This is a genomic window from Paenibacillus rigui, from assembly GCF_002234615.1.
GTDB lineage: Bacteria > Bacillota > Bacilli > Paenibacillales > NBRC-103111 > Paenibacillus_S > Paenibacillus_S rigui.
Genome location: NZ_NMQW01000039.1, coordinates 72,986 through 91,932, shown reverse-complemented (window position 1 = coordinate 91,932; position 18,947 = coordinate 72,986). Strand labels below are relative to the sequence as shown.

Here is an 18,947-nt window from a genome sequence, read left to right as displayed (position 1 = left end):
AAGCCGCACGTTACGGAAACGCCAAGGAATGAGCAGCTGCTCCGGAATCAACGGCTTCTTCCATGGCGAACCCGAAGTGCAGGTCCTAAAACCGGAAGTATGTTTTGGTATTTCTGCAAGACAACGAATGAAGCGGGAGACTATTTGTCCTCCTGGGCTAATGACTGGCGAAGCTCGGCAACGGTCGTTTCCAGATTTTCGGTCGTCCAGTGAATGGCAGCCGCCGCATCGCGGTTTTTAATTGCTTCGTATAAGCCCTCGTGCATTTCCACATGGGGATGGTGCACCTCAGAGGTCTTGACGAGCTTGTCGAGCGCTTCCCTCAGCACGGTGGAGAAGGTGCGGTACAGGTCGATGACGACCGTATTTTTGCTGGCTGTAGCGACGGCAAGGTGAAATTGAACGTCTGCATTCAAATAGTCAGTCATCTTCCCCTGCTTCAATGCCTGGAGGCGGACATCAAGATGCTGGCGCATCAGCTTCAAATCTTCCTCGTCGCGCCGCTCGGACGCTAATCGGGCAATCTCGAGCTCCAGCATGCGCCGAACCTCATAGACCTCCAAAATTTCAGCGCGCCGCAGCCGCTGCTCCAAAGGCTCTTGAATAACGGGATTCGCCTTAAGAAAGGTCCCGAAGCCTTGTTTCTTCTCCAATAGTCCGGCAGATACCAAGACGCGCACCGCCTCTCGGATCGTGGACCGGCCGACGCCGAACTGCTCCATCAGCTCGGGCTCCGTAGGGATTTTATCCCCGGGCTGAATTTCTTCATTGGATATTTTCTTCTGGAGCTGATGAACAATTTCATCGACGAGTTGATGACGGTTGACGGTTTGGAACGATATTTTAGAATTCATCAGATCATCTCCTGTCTATGGATTTATTATAGCCGGAACAAGGAAAGATGCAACCCTTTTTTTGGTAACGGTTAATACCCCGGTTTAAATAATTAAATTTAAGCGCTCATTTCCAGTAATTTCAAGTTTTTTAATAAAAAATTAATCTTTTCCAAGGCTGCAGCTATTAAATCCCGTTCAGGTTATGTCGAATAATGAAGAAATGACACCATAGAAGGAGCGCAAACCACTTATGACCTTTTTCAAAAACATGAGCATCAAGAGCAAGCTGATCTTGTCCTTTAGCGTGGTACTCCTGCTGCCCAGTCTCTTTGTCGGCGCTTTGGCCTACCAGACGGCAAAGAGCGAGATGACGAGCTCGCTGTTTCAATCTTCGGAGGACAGTGTCCGAATGACCAATGAGGCGATTGATCAATATCTGCAGTCGGAAATAAGCAATGTCGAGGGACTTGCCAAGCAGATGACAAGCAAGGCGGCCGACGAGAAAAATCCGCGTACCCGCGAGCTGATGGATGCTTTTACATCCACCCACCCGGAGCTGGAGCTGCTTGTACTCGGCAACGAAAATGGAGCCTGGATGAAATCGCCCGATCCCGGTGCGCAGAAATATGACCCAAGGGAACGCGATTGGTACAAGGACAGTATGAAGGCGGCCGGCAAGGTCATTGTGTCGGACCCGTACGTCTCGGCGACTTCCGGGAATATGGTTATTTCCGTAGCCAAGATGCTGCCCGATAAGCAAGGGGTGGTCAGTGTCAATCTCAGCTTGACGGCTTTGTCCGACATGGTGAGCTCGACTAAAATCGGCGACAAAGGCTACGTTTATATTTTGGACCGGAAGCAAAAGTTTCTCGTCCATCCGACCCAAAAGGCGGGGGCCGATGCCGTCGGCGACCACTACCCGCTGTTCTACAAGCAGGAGAGCGGAAGGCTGGACTACAAGCTTGGGCAAGATACCAAGACCGCGGTCTTCACAACGAATGCGACGGCAGGCTGGAAGCTGGTCGGTACGATGGTGACACAGGAGATCGAGCAGAAGTCCGCACCGATCTATAAGGTGACTCTGCTTGTGCTGACCATTGCCGTTATCGTTGGAGCGGGATTGATCTATTGGATTGTCCGGAACATTAACCGCCCGCTGAAGCGGCTTATCGTCTCGGCATCGGCTTTGAGTCAGGGGGATTTGCGAAGTCAGGTGGAGATTCAAGCCAACGATGAAATCGGCAAGCTCGGCGCCAGCTTCAACGACATGGTGATCTCTCTCAAAACGATGATCGAGGAAATCAGCGAAACCTCGACTTTGCTGGCGGCTTCCTCGGAGCAGCTTAGCGCCAGCGCGGAGCAAAATGCACAGGCTACGGAGCAGATCGCTACATCGGCGCAGGAGATGTCCTCCGGTTCCTTGCAGCTGGTGGATCGTATCAGCGAGAGCTCGCACGTGACCGATACGATGATTGATGAAGTGACCCAGATCGCCGGTCTGGTGCAGCATACGTCGGGCCGGGCCGATGAAGCGAGAAGCTTCTCGGAGGAAGGGGCTCATGTGCTTGAAACGGCGATCCGGCAGATGAATGTGATCGGAGCCAAGGTAGACGAGCTGGACGGCATTATTCAGGAGCAGGTGAGCCGCTCTAGCAGCATTAACCTGATCATCGCGCACATTACCGAAATTGCGAATCAAATCAACCTGCTGTCGCTGAACGCATCGATCGAAGCGGCAAGGGCGGGGGAGCATGGCAAAGGCTTTGCCGTCGTAGCCGGAGAGGTGAAAAAACTGGCGGAGCAAACCTCGCGTTCCTCCAGTGAAATTAACGAGCTGATCTCTCAAATGCAAGCCATCTCCGCGCAGGCGGTGAGCTCGATGAAGACAGCTTCCAAGGAAGTGGGAGAAGGCAAGGAAGTCGTGTCCCGCATGGGCTCGCTCTTCGGGGAAATCCGCAACCAAATTGCGGCGGTTTCGGATCAAATGCAGGTTGCCTCCGCGTCCTCGGCGAAGATAACCGAAGGAACGCGCCAGCTGGGGGCGACAATCCGAACCGTATCGGAGGTCACGGAGTCGGCGGTGGAGAATACGGAGAATATTTCCGCGGCTGCTCAGGAGCAGCAGGCTTCTATGGAGGAAATATCGTCCTCCGCCCAGGCGTTGTCCGCCATGGCTGAGGAGCTGCAGTCCAAAATTGAACGGTTCAAGTGTTAACAAAGCCTTCCGGTCTGTTCCGTATATAGCTATGCGGGACAGGCCTTTCTTGTGCGCCCAGCATGGGCAACCGCTTTCACTATGAAAACGGAAAATCCTTTTTGCAAAACGGGTGATTTCAATGGTAAAATCATTAACAATCGAAGGCGGCGACGCACGGTATGACGTCGTTTTTAAGATTCTTGTAACCTTATCTAACGCAGCATGATAGAATATAACAACAAACGGTTGTTTGAGACGAGGCGATCCTTATGGACTTACGAAAATTACGTTTAAACGATACGACCCACTCGAAATCGAGTGAGGAAAGAGACGAATACGAGAAGGACTACGCGAGATTGATTCAATCGCCGGCTTTCCGCCGCCTGCAGGGAAAGTCCCAGGTGTTCGGGGCCGGATCCGGCGACTATTACCGAACCCGTCTTACGCATTCGCTCGAGGTGTCGCAGATTGCAAGAGAAGTGGCGCGGCGGATGAACAAAGCGTATCCGTTTCTTGCGCGCAAGGAGCATCCGGGCTTGATCATGGATCCCGAGGTGGTTGAAGCGGCTTCCCTGGCCCATGATTTGGGGCATCCTCCCTTCGGTCACAAGGGAGAGGAGGTGCTGAACCACCTGCTCCGCGCGGACCACGGTATGGCTTATGAAGGCAATGCGCAAAATTTCCGCATTCTCATGTTTCTGGAGAAGCGGGCCGGCAGCGGGAGCGGATTGGATTTGACAGCGGCCGTGCTGCTCGGTATCAATAAATATCCGTATTGCCTGGACGATGCGGGACGGATCAAGGGTGTGTACACCAAGGAGTGGGAGGACATTGCAGAGCTGCGGCGCAAATGGCAAATGCCGGATGGCTGCTCGACGCTAGAGGCTCAGCTGATGGACTTGTGCGACGATATCGCTTATTCGACCCACGATATTGAGGATGGCATCCGGGCCGGCAAAATTCAAATGAACCGGACGTTTTTTGAAGATGAACGTCTGTTGCTGAACCTGATTCAAGAGATTGTGAGCGACCCCGGCTATGAACCGGAGGATTGGGACGGCGTCGACATGAAGGCGATGGTGAAGGAGGTACTGGCTTCCTTCCTGACGCAGTGGGAAACGATATATGCGGAGTGCAACAAAGAGGCGTCGCGTACACGCCGGGAGATCAAAGCCCGCTGGGTCAGTTTATTTGCCCATCAGGTAGGCATTATTGAGGATACGGCCAAGAGCTGGAAGCGGGTTACATTCGTCCGGGACGGCCGGCAGGATTTGAACTTGCTGCGAACGATGGAAATATTGAAAAAGCTGGCCTGGGTTACGCTAATTAAGGATTTTCGCGTACAGCGGCTCCAGAAGCGCAGCGAAATCATGATTCAGCGGCTGTGGGCCAGCTTCATTGAGCAGGATACGGGCAGACTGATCATTCCGCCCGATTGGATCGAGAACTACGAGCTTCACAAGAGCAGGTGGCCGTGGCCGCGCTTTGTGGCGGATTACATCTCCGGCATGACCGACGCTTATGCGGAGAAGGTGTATGCGGAGCTGTTCGCGAGCAAATCCGGCTCGATCTATGAAATGGATTAGACCGAGCCACGCTACCGCCGTGAAGCCGGGCTCGGCCCGGTTCGTTTGCGACAACGTGCAAACAGGCCTGAATCTCCTCCTCCATCCAGGAGGGAGAGGAGATTCAGGCCTGTTCGTGTTTGAAGCCGGCTTAGCATGACAGATGCTAGTGTCCGGCTGTTGCGGTGCCGGAGGCGGCCGCTTTTGGCACAAGCATTGATTTCAAACGTACCACCAACGGCTTCTCCACCCGTTCGTAAAATACGCAGCACATGCCTAATGCGCAAACAAAGCACAAGGCTGTGGTTGTATACGGACCGACAGCTGCACTCAGATGCACAGTTTTGGCGAGCTTGAGCATAATGGACAGGAAGCCAAGGCTTGTCAGCAAAATCGAATAGGATGCATCTCCGAGAAATTGCACCGGCTTCAACCAGGCAGGCGCTTGTACCCGCAGCGTTCCGATGCCGACCAGTACCAGGGCGGATCCGATCGTATACAGCACGTTCGGGTAGGCAAAGGCGGGCTCTGCATAGCGAATCATCCAGACGACAGGGAATAGGAGGATCCCGGCTCCAAGCCAATATCCGCCTGTACGGGCGGGGATGAAGCGGACGGCGTAAGCGATAGCCATACCGAGCATGAACTCCAGGTGCTGGCCGTCCAGCAGGAAGTTCAGCAGGACATGGTCCTTCACGTGAATCCACCCGAGGCCGGACAGGCAGATCAGTACGATCCAGATCGAGAACAGGACGGCAGCCGTTTTTTTATTCAGTACAAACAGCAGAGAGAACATGAAGTAAAAAAAGACGACAAAAATGAGCGACCACGCCACCCCAAGGATCGGGACATGACTCTCTGGAATGAGCAGCAGAGAGCGGACGATTTCCGACGGCTTCGTTTCAAAGCCTAGCCCGAAGGAGGGCACAAGAAAATAAATCGGGATGACGGCTGCGTTCACGAGCCAGTACAGCGGATAAATGCGGATAAACCGCTTCAGGATAAAGGAGCTCCAAATTTTCGGGTTACCGAAATGCCGGCCGTACAGCGTGAACATCAAAAATCCAGTGAGTACAAAAAAATAACTGTACCCTCCGGACCGGTCCATGCCGCTGACGCCGAGGAAATTGATCTCGAAATATTTGTGTGCAAGCTGTGAAGTATGAAACAGCATAACGAGCACGACGGCAATGCCTCGTGCAGCTTGAATGAGCGGGACGGTTAGACGGTTCGTTTCCATATGAAGGGTTCTCCAGTTCCGTTGGCACGGTTCTTTTTTCCTTCATTGTGGCAGGCGGCTGTGTCAAATGTATGACACGAATCTGAAAGAAGGCTGAAAATCAGCTTAAAAATTGGAGAAAAAGGCCTACACTCTCTATGAGTATAGGCCGGGTTTGGTTGATTACAGCCGGACGGCTTCGCCATCCTCCAGGATCAGCACCTGATGCAGCAGTGCTTCCGCCTCCAGCCGCTCGCGCAGCTGAGCTCTGGTGACGAGACAATGATTGATCGCGTCCATGTGCACGGGAATGACCTTGCTGCCGGGGGCATAGCGGCATACTTGAACGACATCGTCCCCACCCATGGTGATTGGATCCCCGACGTTGAACCGGGCTCCTCCCGCGTTGACGATAATGACGTCCGGTTTGTGGGTGTTCAAGGCTTCAACGACCTCATCACACCAAATCGTATCGCCTGCAAGATATAGGGTAGGCTCGCCTTCGGCCTTCAGCACAAAGCCGGACACATTCCCCATTCTGGCGCCGATTTCCCCGGTGCCATGACGGCCGCCTGTGCGTGTCAGGGTAACCCCTTTATAGCGCGCATGATCCGCTACCGGAAGGACGGATTGGAAACCGGAGCTATAGAAGGCGGATTCATCCCCGGGCTGGCACAGAATCGGCGTCGATTTGGCCATAGCCTCTTGCGCAGCGGCGTCCCAATGGTCCGGGTGAAGATGGGTGACGATAGCGGCATCGGGATGAAGCCATTCCTGCGCCGTGGCTGGGAGCGGAACGAGCGGATTGCGCAGCTCATTCGGCGTATTCATAATGGGAGGATTGACGCCGGCTTCGCTGAACATCGGATCGATGAGGAACGTGACCCCGCCGTATTCGAGTCCAAGCGTGGCATGGCGAAGCAGCTTTAAGTTCATAGGATACACCTCTTACTTCGAAGGATAAGGTTCTGTTACAATTATAAGATGAGGCCGGGTTGCCTGCATACAAGCCGGTGAAACACGTTAAGGCTGTATACTTTCACAATGAAAGGAATTTAGGGGAGATGACTAATTCTACGATGGATGACATCGATCTGCGCATTCTGAACTGCCTGCTGGAGCGGGCTGATCTTCCTCACAAGGAAATCGGACAGCGGGTGCACTTGACCGGACAGGCGGTCGGCGCGCGCGTCAGAAAGCTGCAGGAGCTGGGTGTCATTGAAGGATATACGATACGCTGGAACCCTGATAAAATCGGGCTGTCCGTCCATGCTTTCGTTACGGTTTTTATGACGTCGAATCATGCCCACCAGACATTCCAATCGTTTGTGCAGCACAAGGAACAGATCGTAGAGCTGCACAGAGTCGGCGGCGAGGGCTGCTACTGGATGCGCGTTCGCGTAGGCACCCAGGCGGAGCTGACCGCGCTTCTTGACGAGCTGCTGCAGTACGGCAATTACAAAGTCAGCTTGTCCATCGGTCAGATGAAATAACGAGTCGACCACACCGCATGATCGCGCCTCCCCTCACATAAGCTGTAGAGATAACTATTCATCGGGGAGGGTGTTTCGGATGAACCGGACGGAGGTACTGCAGCAGCTGGAGCAATTGCCGGTGCAATTGAGAGAAGCGGGGTCGAGCTACTACTCGGCATTAGGCCGGCTGGAGGATGCCAAGATGGCGCTCCGCGGCAAAGAGTGCGAGCTGTTCAGTCAGGGACTCATTACCGGGAAAAATGAGCAGGCCCGCGAAGCCGAGGTATGGCAGCATACGCATGAGCTGCAGCGCACGGTCCTTAGGGCCCGCATGGCCGCGGATCAAAGCAAGGTCGAATACGATTACCTGCATAACAGGCTGGATACGATCCAATTGATTGCGCAGCTGCTGCTGAAGGATGCCTGAAGGCAAGGAAAAAGGCCCGGAGCGGCCGGAACATCACCCGTGAAGGTGTTCCGGCCGCTCCGGGCTTGCTTTTTAGAAGAAAGTATACGCTGCTCATATTTCGTCTACCTTGACAAACGCATGCCCCACGAACGATGGCGAAGCCGTTTATCCTCGGCATGACCCGCTGGCGCAGCGTCATGTATTCGCAGGGCTTTGATCGATTAAACGCAGAAGAAGGATTGAATGCGGCGCAAGTCCAGACCGAAGAACAACCAGAAGCCTACCGGACCGAAGCCGTACCAGCGGAAGCCGCTAATGGAATTACGACCGACGTGGGTCAAATAAATCCAGTAGCTTTCGCCGTTATCCTGCCAAATATATACGTACCGGAATAAACAGCGGCGAATGCTGCCGGGATCCACGGCGAAGAGGGTGGCCGATGATTGCTGGGGTATGAAGGCTGGCGGCGGGGATTGCGGAGCGCCCGGAGGGTTCTGACCGCCGGGACCGCCCGGGAAGCCGCCGGGAAATCCCCCGGGTCCTGGAGGCGGTGGCGGGAAGCCGCCCTGACCGGGACCGCCTGGAAATCCTCCGGGCCCCATGCCGGGTCCTCCCGGAAATCCACCCGGTCCACCGGGAAAGCCGCCTTGACCGCCCGGAAAGAAGCTTCTGGAAACCGCTGCCGGTGCATTATTGCCAATCGTTTGTCTTTGCTGGTTGTGAGGCTGTTGCAATACAAACAACTCCTTTTATAGGTGTATGACCCGTTCTCAAGATCAATATATGTAGCATGAGCCTATAGGTGATAGGCATTTATCCCGATTCGCGGAAATTTCTTGTGCGTTTGCGGATTTTTTCAGCAGAGGATAGGTTTGTGATATGATGATATGGAATTTATGAGGTTACAATTCATGACTGCAAAAGAGGGAGTCTATGTCCATTCGGATCCGATTGCTGTTATCCTATTCATCGATGCTCGTTGCAAGTATCGTGCTGTTTTTGCTGGCCGGCTTTCTGGTCGCCGTAGCGATGACGGGGGATGTGAAGAGCGTTCGCAGCTTTTATACAAGCCATTACGCGGTCAAACCATTATCCGAGCCCGAGGAAAGCACGTACCTGGATATCAAATATTATGTGAAAAACGGCCCTGCCCAGCTGTATGACCCTGCGCTGCTGCAGGAGCTGGACCAAAAGCTGGCTCCGATTCAGGCGGGCATCATCGGCAGACAAGGAAGCCAATTATCGTACCTGTCTCCCAGGCTTAACAGCGCCGAGCTGCCGGCTTCGCTGCCCCCTATTGAGACGTCTAACATTAAAGTACGGGATACCGTTCAGGCCGGAAGCCGCTATTTTACGTATGTCAAATATGATTTTACCGTTCCGGCGGATAAGTCCGAAGGGAGCATTTATATTCTGAAGGAGGTCAGCCCCTACGGGGAGATGACCCGCGAGCTGCTGCCGGTATGGATTGGCGTGCTGCTGCTTTCGCTGATGGCGACGAACCTGCTGCTGTACATTTGGGCATCGCGGGCGATCGTGAAGCCGCTTCAGTCGCTGCGGCAATCTGCGGAGCTGATCAAGGCGGGCGAGCTGGATTCCGCTGCCCTCCCGCTGTTGCGCAGCGATGCGGCAATGGGAGAGACGCGTCCGGATGAGATCGGACAGCTCGCCCAATCGTTCGAGGAGATGCGCCGGAAGCTGAAGCAGTCGGTCGAGCTCCAGCTGCAGTACGAGGAAAACCGCAAGGAGCTCGTATCGAACATTTCGCACGACCTCAAGACGCCGATGACGTCAATCATCGGGTATGTCGAGGGCATTCAGGACGGTGTCGCCGCAACGCCCGATAAAATGGATACATATTTGAAAACGATCCACAGCAAGGCGAAGCAAATGGATCGCTTGATTGACGAGCTGTTTTTGTTTTCCAAGCTGGATTTAAACAAGGTTCCCTTCGTATTCGAGCCGTTGGATATCGGGGTGTTTCTTCAACAGACCGCGGAGGAGCTTCGCTTTGATCTCGAGCAGAAGGGGATCCGGCTGGACAAGCCGGAAGCGGGCAAGCCGCCTGTCCTGGTGTTCGCGGACCGGGATCAGCTGAAGCGGCTGATCGGCAACATGGTAGACAACAGCCTGAAGCATATGGATAAGCGGGAGCCGCGAATTGCCATCGGCTGGGGTATGAAGGGCCCGAACGGAGATGAGGTCGTTGTATGCATGGAGGACAATGGTGCGGGCATTGCGGCGGAGGCACTTCCTTACGTATTCGACCGGTTTTACAGGGCGGATGCGTCCCGGAGCGGACAAAGCGGGGGAAGCGGCTTAGGCTTGGCGATTGCGAAGCAAATTATCGAGAGGCATGGAGGAAGGATATGGGCAGAGAGCGAACCGGGAAAGGGGACGCGGATGTTTTTTACGTTACGTAAAAATGATGAGGCAAACGGAAGGCCGGGTGAAGGGCTTGCATAACATATTAATTATCGAGGACGAGACGAGCATTGCCGAGCTGCAGCGGGATTATCTCGAAATTAACGGCTTTACCGTAGAAATGCGGCATTCGGGGGAAGAAGGACTGAAGCGGGCACTGGCATGGAATTGCAGCCTGCTCATTGTGGACATTATGCTTCCGCATGTGGATGGGTTCGAGATTTGCCGGCAGGTCAGAGCGGTGAAGGATATCCCGATTCTGCTCGTCTCCGCCAAAAAGGAAGATATCGACAAAATTCGCGGTCTCGGACTCGGAGCGGATGATTACATCGTGAAGCCGTTCAGCCCAAGCGAGCTGGTGGCCCGGGTGAAAGCGCATTTGGCCCGGTATGAACGGCTGTCGGGTGGCCGGAATGCTGCGCAGAGAGAGGAAATCCGCATCCGTGGGCTCCGCATTGAGCTGGCTTCCCGGCGGGTGTTCGTTCAGGAGCAGGAGGTCGTTTGTACGGCCAAGGAGTTCGATTTGCTGTCGTTCTTGGCGGCCCATCCGAACCGGGTATTCAGCAAAGAGCAGCTGTTCGAGCGGATCTGGGGGATGGATTCCAACGGAGATATCGCTACGGTGACGGTACATGTCCGCAGACTGCGAGAGAAAATAGAGGCGGCTCCATCCCACCCTGAGTACATCGAGACCGTGTGGGGAGCGGGGTACCGTTTCAACGTATAGCGGCCATGCCAGGATGTCAATCGCCCGTCAAAGGAAGGACCGCTCGGTCACAGGCAGGAGACCCGACGACGTTTACACATGATGGATGCCTGACAGAATGGAGCGCCAATATGCATCGTTCTCGTAAAAAAAATCCGCTGCCTGGGAATATGCAGGGCGCACACGCTTTCAAGCGGCCAATGCAGCTCCACGATGTCCTGTACCGGAGCATGATTCACGACAAGAATGCGGAAATCGTGGTGCGGCCGAAGCGCCCGGATGACCTCCTGGAGCTCCTGCGCCTCGGCAAAGGTGCATTCCGTCCGGATGAGCAGCATGCGGTGACTGTTCTCAAGCTTATCCAGAAAGCGTTGAATCCGGCGGTTGATTTTCTCCTTGAACTGCGGATAAGTGATAAGCTGGGAGGGGGTATTGGCCTCCAGGGAGAAATCGTGATTGGAGATAATATGGTAAGCTGAATCCCGAACGAGATAGCAATGGGCATTGGGGTCAATGCCGGTAATGGCCATGTTGCGCAGCTCCATGAAATGGGCGAACCGGTTGCGCAGGATATTGCTGACCCCGGACAGGAGCGGAGAGCCCATCCAATCGATGACACCTGCATAGTGGCGCAGCCCGTTTTTGGCCATCTGCACACCGGGCAGACAATTGTGGCCGAGACTGTAGATGGCGTCGAAATTACCTTTGATCCCTCCTAATTCCATAGAGCTTCGTCCTTTCGCATAAAAAATAAGGGGCACGGGTACAGACCCCGATGCTTTATTAAATGCACGGGGCTTTCCTTTGGACTGGACAATGTACGATGAAAAAACATGAATCCGAGAGGGGAAATCTTTTATGCAGCTCAAACGAATGAAGGCTTTATGGGGAATGCGCGGCTCGCTGGAAAATAACCTCCGGCGGATCGCCGATGCGGGCTATGACGGGGTGGAAACGGCACCGCCAGGCGAAGCGGAGGAGAGCAAGTTCCGGGAGCTGCTGGAGGAGCTCGGACTGGACTATATCGCAATGGTGTATACAGGCGGGGAGGACCATTATGCCTCCTTCGAGCAGCAGGTGGAACGTGCCGCACGCTTTGCCCCGCTGAGCATTGTCTCCCACAGCGTCAAGGACAGCACACCTTACGGGGAGCAGCTGGATTTTTTTGCAAAAGCGATTGAGCTGGAGCGGCGCATCGGCATTCCGGTCGCACATGAAACCCATCGCGGCCGCGCGATGTTTACGCCATGGAGCACGGCAAGCCTGCTGCGGGATTTGCCTGAGCTGCGCATCACGGCGGATTTCAGCCATTGGTGCTGCGTATGCGAATCGCTGCTGGACGATCAGGCTGCCAATCTAGCGCTTGCCATCGAACGCACGATCCATATTCATGCCCGGGTCGGATATGCCGAGGGACCGCAGGTTCCGCATCCGGCCGCACCGGAATATGCCAGGGAGCTGGCGGTACATGAGGGCTGGTGGGAGCGCATCCTGCAGCATCAGAAGGAACGGGGCCGTACGGTGGCAACCGTGACTCCGGAATTCGGGCCTCCCGGCTACATGCACACGCTTCCTTTTACGGGACAGCCGGTAGCGGATCTGTGGGACGTTTGCTTATGGATGTCTGAGCGTCTCCAAGAACGCTTCGGCGGATTTCAGCCTGAGGGGCGCTAAATGCGGAGCTTAGCCGGGGATCGGACCACCGAGGACATTCTCCTCTTGACCTTTGACCAAGATGACCCTATAATGTGAAATATTATATTCAGGCTATGACCAAAGACACGATCTCCTTCAAGGGCTGCCCAGAGAGAGAAGCGATAGCTGAAAGCTTCTTCCGTTCCTGATGTGTGATTACCCCTTTGAGAGCCGTCCCGTTGAACCCGCTGCGTCTCTGTATGCTGCATCGGTGGTAAGCGAGGCCGCCCCATCCCCGTTAACGGATGCTAATGAAGGACTTGCAGTATTTCACAAAGTGACCGTTATACCATACGTCGCTTTTAAGAGACTGCAGATTAAATTAGGGTGGAACCACGAGCTGAACGCACTCGTCCCTTTCGGGCGAGCTGCGTTTTTTTGCGTTCGTGTGAAATCATTTAAGTCAATTCGAGAAGAAGGAGGTAGGAGACATGGAAGAAGTGAAAGTAACTTTACCCGATGGAGCTGCAAGGAGGTATCCGCGCGGCACCACAATCGAGCAGATTGCGGAGTCGATCAGTCCGAACGTGCGCAAGCAAGCGGCGGCAGGCAAGCTGAACGGAAAGCTGGTAGATTTGAACCGTCCGGTGGAAGACGATGCTTTGGTTGAAATTGTTTTGCTGGACAGTCAGGAAGGCCTGGAGGTGTACCGACACACCACGGCGCACCTGATGGCACAGGCCATGAAACGGATATACGGAAGTCAGGCGGTCAAGCTCGGCATCGGCCCTGTCATTGAAGACGGATTTTATTATGACATCGATATCGAAAAGCCCTTGTCCACAGACGATCTCGGAGCTATTGAGAAGGAAATGGAGCGTATTGCCCGGGAAAACTTGCCGATCGTCCGCCGGGTTGTCAGCCGGGAAGAAGCGAACCGGATCTTCGCAGAGCAGGAAGAGCCGCTCAAGCTGGAGCTGATCCGCGATTTACCGGAGGATGCGGTGCTTACCGTATATGAACAGGGAGAGTTTCTGGATCTTTGCCGTGGTCCCCACCTGTCTTCGACTGGAAAAATAAAGGAGTTCAAGCTGTTGAACGTGGCCGGCGCTTATTGGCGGGGCGATTCGAACAACAAGGTGCTGCAGCGCATTTACGGTACCTCCTTCCCCAAAAAAGCGCAGCTGGATGCCTATTTGCATCTGCTGGAGGAAGCGAAGAAACGGGATCACCGCAAGCTCGGCAAGGAGCTGGACTTGTTCATGTTCTCGGAGGAAGCGCCGGGTATGCCGTTCTATTTGCCAAAGGGCATGGCCATTCGGACGGAGCTAGAGCAGCTGTCGCGCAGCATTCAATCCCGGCACGATTATGCCGAGGTGCGTACGCCGTTCATGATGAATCAGCGGATGTGGGAGCAGTCCGGGCATTGGGACCACTACCACGAGAATATGTATTTTACCGATGTGGATGAAGCCAAATTCGCATTGAAGCCGATGAACTGTCCGGGACATATGCTGATTTACAAAAACAATCTGCATTCGTACCGGGAGCTGCCGATCCGCATCGCGGAATTCGGGCAGGTGCACCGCCACGAAATGTCCGGCGCGTTGAACGGGATGATGCGGGTGCGGACCTTTTGCCAGGATGATGCGCATTTGTTCGTCCGGCCGGATCAGATTGAAGCTGAAATCGCTCAGGTCATCGATCTGATCGACCGGTTTTACCGCATCTTCGGCTTCGAGTATAAGATCGAGCTGTCCACGCGACCGGAGGATTCGATGGGCTCGGAGGAGCTGTGGGAGCAAGCGGAAACGTCGCTGCGCAATGTGTTGGAGCAGCGCGGCATCACGTTCCGGGTGAATGAAGGGGACGGGGCCTTCTATGGACCGAAGATTGACTTCCATATTCTCGATGCGCTGAAGCGCAGCTGGCAGTGCGGCACGATTCAGCTGGACTTCCAGATGCCCGAGAAGTTCGAGCTTTCTTATATCGGAGAGGATAACCAAAGGCACCGGCCGGTTGTCATTCACCGTGCGGTATATGGATCGATCGACCGTTTCATCGGCATTTTGACGGAGCATTACAGCGGGGCGTTCCCGTTATGGCTTGCACCCGTTCAAGTGAAGCTGCTGCCGGTGTCCGGCCATTACAACGACTACGCCTTTCAAGTGAAGCAAGCGTTGGCTGAAGCCGGCATTCGCGTCGAGCTGGATATTCGCGATGAGAAGCTGGGCTACAAAATCCGGGAAGCACAGCTGGAGAAAGTGCCCTACATGCTCGTGCTTGGGGAGCAGGAGAAAGCCTCGGGTACCGCAGCAGTTCGCAAGCGGGGAGAAGGAGATCTCGGCTCCTGGAGTCTGGCGGACACGGTGGAGAAGCTGAAGCTGGAGATTGAGGCGAGGGCATAGCTTGCGTACCGTGTACCGTCAATTTCATCTTCTTTAGACGAAAAATAAAATGGATAGCGTCCCCGGCACAATTCCGGAGACGCTATCCATTTTTATTTCAAAGCCCCAACAAATTTCCTTTCTCTAGCCGCACAATCTGCTGCTCCCCGGCATCCGCCAAGGCACGGAACTGATCGATCGTTTCACGCATCTTGGGAAGGGCCTCCTGCTTATACAGGCTTATGGAATCGAAGGCGGACAATACGTCCGTGAATGCCTGCTTCAACGTATCCGCGGAAACGCTCGTTTCCATCGCCTGTTTTTGAATAGCCACGCCCTGCTGCTTCAGCATTCGGGAGGTCCCCGCAATAATGTCGTTCGTCGTTTGGTTCAGCAGGTCGATCTTTTTCAGAACGATGCCTTGATTGTAGAGGGCGCTTGCCACAGTTACGGCGATTCGCAATGCGGAAATCGTCACTGTGTTTGCCCGGTCTACCCCGCGAATGAGCTCTTTATTGTTGCGGATGATGACCTCGTAAGCCATAATGCCCTGCTGGTTGACAGCCAGCATTTGCTGCATATCCATTAGCCGCTGGCGCAAAGGAAACAATACCTCTTCCGTAATAAATCGGATTTTGTCAGGGTCCTCGTTACGCAGCTTTGCCTGCTCAATCTGCTGTTCAATGGACTCATCCATAAGCATTCCGAGTTGAATTTCCTTCCTAAGCCTCTTGGTCAGCTCCCGGACTTCCTGCTGCTCGATTTCCAGCGTCGTGTTGTCGTTTTTGAGGGTTGTTTTCCCTTTTTCCAGTGAAACGATAATATCCGCGATGACGACATCCGCTTTTTCATATTTCAGGAAATAGGCGCGTAAAGGATTGAACAGCTTTCCAAGGAGTCCCTTTTTGGCAAAATCAACGATACTCGGGTCCAAATCTTTCAGCTGCGTATGCAGCTCGGCGAGACTTTTGGCTACAGGCCCGCCCTCATCCCCGCTTTTGGCAAGGTTTCCTACCGATACCTGCAGCATCGAATTTTTTTTGGAGGACGTTCGCATGGTATTCAAGCCGTACGTTTCGATGGATTGCAGTATTTCTTTTTTCTTATCGAGCGAATCCAGATCCAGCCCCATAATGATGGCTACATTGGCATCCGCCGCCTCTTTCAGCTTGGCAACCTCCTCAGGTACAGGCCTCACCTCTTGCTCTATCGCTTCCTTGATGACCTCCGGACTTGCGACTTCCATTGAAAATGTCATGCTCATCCTCCTTTGGCTGATTTACATTTGGACGTTAAACAAATTGCCCAGCTTATAGACCACATCATCTGTATCCGCGTTAATGCTTGCCGCTTCATTGATGCTTGAAATGCTTTGCAGGGCTTTGATGTTCGCGTTATAGCCGACCGTATAGATCGGGATCTTATAGGTCTCCACGAGTCCCTTAATATCATTTAAGGAATGGCCTTCGTTGGTTTCTCCATCACTCAGAACGAAAATGATCGGCTTCACGCCCGGGTTGGCCGCGACCTCGTCTTGAAGCATCTTCAACGCGACAATGATGGCATCGAAGGTGGCCGTTCCGCCGCTTGCCTGAAGGCTGTTCACCGCACCGACAAACATGGATTGCTGCGAAGTATCGTATTTGCCGATCGGCAGCTTGATGGTAACGCCGCTGGAATACGAGACAAGACCGATGCTGTTGTTTTTGCCTAAGTACTTTTGGCCTTTAATCAAGGATTCCTTCAGGCGATTGATAGGCGCTCCCGCCATACTGCCCGAAACATCGGTTACGAAAACCGCTGCAATGGGCTTGCTGCCGTCTTTCTTTTCTTTCCAAACCTTTTGTGCGGAAGAGAGAAGGCTCCCGTCTACGGCCGCCAGCTCGGACTTGTATTCCTCAAGACCGTTAAAGCCTTTTTGCTGCGCCGCTTTCTGATACTTATCCTGGGTCGCGAATTCCGAAAATTTCGCAAGAATTTCCGATTTGCTTTGCGGAAGATCGCCTAGAGCGTATAAGGGACTGTCATGTCTTACGCCAAAAGGGGTAAAGACGAAGCCCGTCTTCAAGTCGGCGGTATTCACATAGGTTTGGTACTCCAGAACAAAGCCGTCCAGCGCGCCGGACTTGGCCGCATCGCGCATCTGTATCGTTGTCGACGCAATAAACGGTACGTTGGATTGGAATTTCTCAAAGCCTTGAACCGCTTTATCGCTTAAAAGATTCGTGCTGTCGAATGTGCTGAGCGCTGTGACAAGAAAGTTCAACCCTGTAGAGCTGGCAAATGGATCGGTATACCCCATGGCAAATTCGTTATTGGCAATCGCATCCGTGACGGTTTTCACATTCACCGCGCCATACTTGCCTACTAAAGCATCATATTTCGCTTTGGCGATAACAATGCCTGGCACATTGCCGGCGAGACGCTTGGAAACGAGCTGCGTCTTGACGCCGCCTGCTTTGACCATTTCTCCCCATAATTCATTGGAAGGGGTGAAGGCGTCCGGGACATATTTTCCGGATTTAATGTAATCCGCCGCGGTTCCGGAGGCGATATTGCGGATTTTTACCGAAGCCGGTTTGCCGTTTACGACGATATTCGCTTTGTTAAACTCCGTGGCAACCTCCGTTAACCAACCGTCAACCCCGGTCCCCGACTTCTCGGTAGAAGAGAAAATTTCGACGAATTGATCCGTCGTGCTGTTTACGGTGATCGGGAACTTGGAGATGTCCGGCAGAGAGGCCGCCACATCTACAGGGTTCAGGTCTATTTGTCCTTTGACCGGTGTCTCTGTCGTCACGGAGATATCGGAGTACAGCTTCTTTAATTGCTTTGCCGCATCTTGGGCTGTAATCTGTGATTTGGATTTTCCAAAATTGGAAGTGAGACTTACCCCGGCATACACCATGATAAAGACGATAATGACAATGATACCTGAAAGCAGAAAAAACTTACCGTTTCTTTGCACGCTCAGCACCTCTTACTGTTTGTAATATTTGGTTTGCTTGATTAACGAATCGATCTCCTGCATACAGGGCATCGCTTCAATGTCCCCGGGCTCCAGGCTGTCCAGGCGGGATATTTCCAATATCAACTTGTCTAGCTTTAACAGGATTTCTTCGTTCGTGGCAAGGGAATTTTGGATGAAGGTCATGTACTCGTTGTAAACCATCCTTCGTTCTTGAATAATCTGCGGCGATAATTGGGTTGATTTAGAATGGAGGACACTTTCATATTCCTTCTCATCGAAAACGTGGAGCCGGTTCAGGATACTCCTCACATTCAAATAAAACAGCTTTTCTACTTCCTGTGTGACAGAGGCAAACTTGGCGTAGCTAAGCTCGGTGGCCTCGAATCGTTGATTCAGCACTTCGTGCAGCGTTTCTTTCTTTTTTTGCAGTCGATCGAGCTGCCTTAGAGCCAGGGCGATATCCTGTGCCAGCACCTTGACCCTACGATAATGGTTTAATGCCGCCACATAGTCCTCATGCGTCTTGATCTGCTTGACGGGCAGCGCGACGGGGGCCCTGAACAGCAGCGTATAGCTCCCGTAGAGCAGCACCAGCACACTGGCGAACAATAAGGTGACGCCAACGGCCGTTTCAAGGGGGCTTCCGCCTAGCTCCACCCCTATAAATCCGGGAGAGAGCACCAGGACATTGATAGCCGCTACGCCGATAATGAGTCCGAGCAGCTTGATGTATTTTGTACCATCCAAGGATGACACCTCCTATCGAAGCTGTAATTGAACGGCCAGCTCCTGTGGTTTATTCGTTGATGCCTTTGTTATGTACTACGCTCCCTCTTGAAGATTGTATTCATATGGTTAAAAAATGTTTATTGCTCAAATATATACAAATAAGAAACGGGGCTTGGGGCCCCATTTGGTCATATTTTCATTGAGTAATCTAACCACAAATATAAATATATACCAAATATCACTAGCGTTGCATTAATTTTCTCTGAATGCTCAAAATCTTCTGTTTTTATTCACTAGCGTTGCATAAACCTTTGCTAACAAAAGGTTTACTCCCAAATTTTGATTTTGAGCAAATATTCTGAATTTATATTTCATCATTAGAACCAAAGAGTCG

The 18,947-nt window shown here is 53.2% G+C and carries 16 protein-coding genes; 8 read left to right on the top strand and 8 right to left on the bottom strand.

Annotated elements, in window-relative coordinates; all coding sequences use genetic code 11:
• Nucleotides 1–140: 140 nt before the first annotated feature.
• Complete coding sequence (locus tag CF651_RS24385) at nt 141–854, bottom strand: FadR/GntR family transcriptional regulator (RefSeq protein ID WP_094017489.1); 714 nt, start codon at nt 852–854, stop codon at nt 141–143.
• A gap of 232 nt (nt 855–1,086) precedes the next feature.
• On the opposite strand from CF651_RS24385, the gene CF651_RS24380 reads away from it, so the two are divergent.
• Nucleotides 1,087–3,051, top strand: a complete 1,965-nt coding sequence (locus CF651_RS24380) for a methyl-accepting chemotaxis protein (protein WP_094017488.1) — start codon at nt 1,087–1,089, stop codon at nt 3,049–3,051.
• Nucleotides 3,052–3,302: 251 nt separating this feature from the next.
• A complete protein-coding gene (locus tag CF651_RS24375) occupies nt 3,303–4,619 on the top strand; it encodes a deoxyguanosinetriphosphate triphosphohydrolase family protein (RefSeq protein WP_094017487.1) in 1,317 nt (438 codons plus the stop codon).
• Nucleotides 4,620–4,764: 145 nt separating this feature from the next.
• Here CF651_RS24375 and CF651_RS24370 read toward each other — a convergent pair whose 3' ends face one another.
• On the bottom strand, nt 4,765–5,838 hold the full coding sequence (locus tag CF651_RS24370; RefSeq protein WP_094017486.1) for an acyltransferase family protein: 1,074 nt from the start codon (nt 5,836–5,838) through the stop codon (nt 4,765–4,767).
• Between the two features lie 162 nt (nt 5,839–6,000).
• Nucleotides 6,001–6,753: an MBL fold metallo-hydrolase gene (locus CF651_RS24365; protein ID WP_094017485.1), complete on the bottom strand. Its 753-nt coding sequence runs from the start codon at nt 6,751–6,753 to the stop codon at nt 6,001–6,003.
• 128 nt (nt 6,754–6,881) lie between these two features.
• Here CF651_RS24365 and CF651_RS24360 point away from each other — a divergent pair, with 128 nt between their 5' ends.
• Together CF651_RS24360 and CF651_RS24355 are read left to right on the top strand one after the other, a co-directional pair.
• Nucleotides 6,882–7,310, top strand: coding sequence for an Lrp/AsnC family transcriptional regulator (locus CF651_RS24360; RefSeq protein ID WP_094017520.1), 429 nt, complete (start codon nt 6,882–6,884; stop codon nt 7,308–7,310).
• 79 nt (nt 7,311–7,389) lie between these two features.
• Nucleotides 7,390–7,719 carry a hypothetical protein gene (locus CF651_RS24355; RefSeq protein WP_094017484.1) on the top strand — a complete coding sequence of 110 codons (330 nt, stop codon included), beginning with the start codon at nt 7,390–7,392 and terminating at the stop codon, nt 7,717–7,719.
• Between the two features lie 203 nt (nt 7,720–7,922).
• On the opposite strand, the gene CF651_RS24350 is transcribed toward CF651_RS24355, so the two are convergent.
• Nucleotides 7,923–8,435 carry a hypothetical protein gene (locus tag CF651_RS24350; RefSeq protein ID WP_179232969.1) on the bottom strand — a complete coding sequence of 171 codons (513 nt, stop codon included), beginning with the start codon at nt 8,433–8,435 and terminating at the stop codon, nt 7,923–7,925.
• A gap of 199 nt (nt 8,436–8,634) precedes the next feature.
• On the opposite strand from CF651_RS24350, the gene CF651_RS24345 reads away from it, so the two are divergent.
• Both CF651_RS24345 and CF651_RS24340 read left to right on the top strand, forming a co-directional pair.
• Nucleotides 8,635–10,167 carry a sensor histidine kinase gene (locus tag CF651_RS24345; protein ID WP_094017483.1) on the top strand — a complete coding sequence of 511 codons (1,533 nt, stop codon included), beginning with the start codon at nt 8,635–8,637 and terminating at the stop codon, nt 10,165–10,167.
• Nucleotides 10,160–10,852, top strand: coding sequence for a response regulator transcription factor (locus CF651_RS24340; protein ID WP_179232968.1), 693 nt, complete (start codon nt 10,160–10,162; stop codon nt 10,850–10,852). Before CF651_RS24345 ends, CF651_RS24340 begins: the two co-directional genes overlap by 8 nt.
• Nucleotides 10,853–10,899: 47 nt before the next feature.
• On the opposite strand, the gene CF651_RS24335 is transcribed toward CF651_RS24340, so the two are convergent.
• Nucleotides 10,900–11,556 carry a DUF1796 family putative cysteine peptidase gene (locus tag CF651_RS24335; RefSeq protein WP_094017482.1) on the bottom strand — a complete coding sequence of 219 codons (657 nt, stop codon included), beginning with the start codon at nt 11,554–11,556 and terminating at the stop codon, nt 10,900–10,902.
• 133 nt (nt 11,557–11,689) lie between these two features.
• Here CF651_RS24335 and CF651_RS24330 point away from each other — a divergent pair, with 133 nt between their 5' ends.
• Nucleotides 11,690–12,505 carry a sugar phosphate isomerase/epimerase family protein gene (locus CF651_RS24330; RefSeq protein WP_094017481.1) on the top strand — a complete coding sequence of 272 codons (816 nt, stop codon included), beginning with the start codon at nt 11,690–11,692 and terminating at the stop codon, nt 12,503–12,505.
• Nucleotides 12,506–12,957: 452 nt separating this feature from the next.
• A complete protein-coding gene (gene thrS, locus CF651_RS24325; protein ID WP_094017480.1) occupies nt 12,958–14,874 on the top strand; it encodes a threonine--tRNA ligase in 1,917 nt (638 codons plus the stop codon).
• A 97-nt stretch (nt 14,875–14,971) separates the two neighbouring features.
• On the opposite strand, the gene CF651_RS24320 is transcribed toward thrS, so the two are convergent.
• From CF651_RS24320 to CF651_RS24310, 3 genes are all read right to left on the bottom strand, one after another.
• The gene (locus tag CF651_RS24320; RefSeq protein ID WP_094017479.1) at nt 14,972–16,111 is read right to left on the bottom strand and encodes a toxic anion resistance protein; all 1,140 of its coding nucleotides are present in this window, start codon (nt 16,109–16,111) and stop codon (nt 14,972–14,974) included.
• Between the two features lie 21 nt (nt 16,112–16,132).
• Complete coding sequence (locus CF651_RS24315) at nt 16,133–17,761, bottom strand: vWA domain-containing protein (RefSeq protein ID WP_094017517.1); 1,629 nt, start codon at nt 17,759–17,761, stop codon at nt 16,133–16,135.
• Between the two features lie 72 nt (nt 17,762–17,833).
• Nucleotides 17,834–18,580, bottom strand: a complete 747-nt coding sequence (locus tag CF651_RS24310) for a hypothetical protein (RefSeq protein ID WP_342746612.1) — start codon at nt 18,578–18,580, stop codon at nt 17,834–17,836.
• Nucleotides 18,581–18,947 lie beyond the last annotated feature (367 nt).

Coding starts and splice junctions, on each gene's coding strand:
- CF651_RS24355 (WP_094017484.1), top strand. CDS start 7,390: ATGAACCGGACGGAGGTACTGCAGCAGCTGGAGCAATTGCCGGTGCAA.
- CF651_RS24335 (WP_094017482.1), bottom strand. CDS start 11,556: ATGGAATTAGGAGGGATCAAAGGTAATTTCGACGCCATCTACAGTCTC.
- CF651_RS24365 (WP_094017485.1), bottom strand. CDS start 6,753: ATGAACTTAAAGCTGCTTCGCCATGCCACGCTTGGACTCGAATACGGC.
- CF651_RS24385 (WP_094017489.1), bottom strand. CDS start 854: ATGAATTCTAAAATATCGTTCCAAACCGTCAACCGTCATCAACTCGTC.
- CF651_RS24360 (WP_094017520.1), top strand. CDS start 6,882: ATGACTAATTCTACGATGGATGACATCGATCTGCGCATTCTGAACTGC.
- CF651_RS24320 (WP_094017479.1), bottom strand. CDS start 16,111: ATGACATTTTCAATGGAAGTCGCAAGTCCGGAGGTCATCAAGGAAGCG.
- CF651_RS24345 (WP_094017483.1), top strand. CDS start 8,635: ATGTCCATTCGGATCCGATTGCTGTTATCCTATTCATCGATGCTCGTT.
- CF651_RS24380 (WP_094017488.1), top strand. CDS start 1,087: ATGACCTTTTTCAAAAACATGAGCATCAAGAGCAAGCTGATCTTGTCC.
- thrS (WP_094017480.1), top strand. CDS start 12,958: ATGGAAGAAGTGAAAGTAACTTTACCCGATGGAGCTGCAAGGAGGTAT.
- CF651_RS24375 (WP_094017487.1), top strand. CDS start 3,303: ATGGACTTACGAAAATTACGTTTAAACGATACGACCCACTCGAAATCG.
- CF651_RS24330 (WP_094017481.1), top strand. CDS start 11,690: ATGCAGCTCAAACGAATGAAGGCTTTATGGGGAATGCGCGGCTCGCTG.
- CF651_RS24370 (WP_094017486.1), bottom strand. CDS start 5,838: ATGGAAACGAACCGTCTAACCGTCCCGCTCATTCAAGCTGCACGAGGC.
- CF651_RS24315 (WP_094017517.1), bottom strand. CDS start 17,761: ATGGTGTATGCCGGGGTAAGTCTCACTTCCAATTTTGGAAAATCCAAA.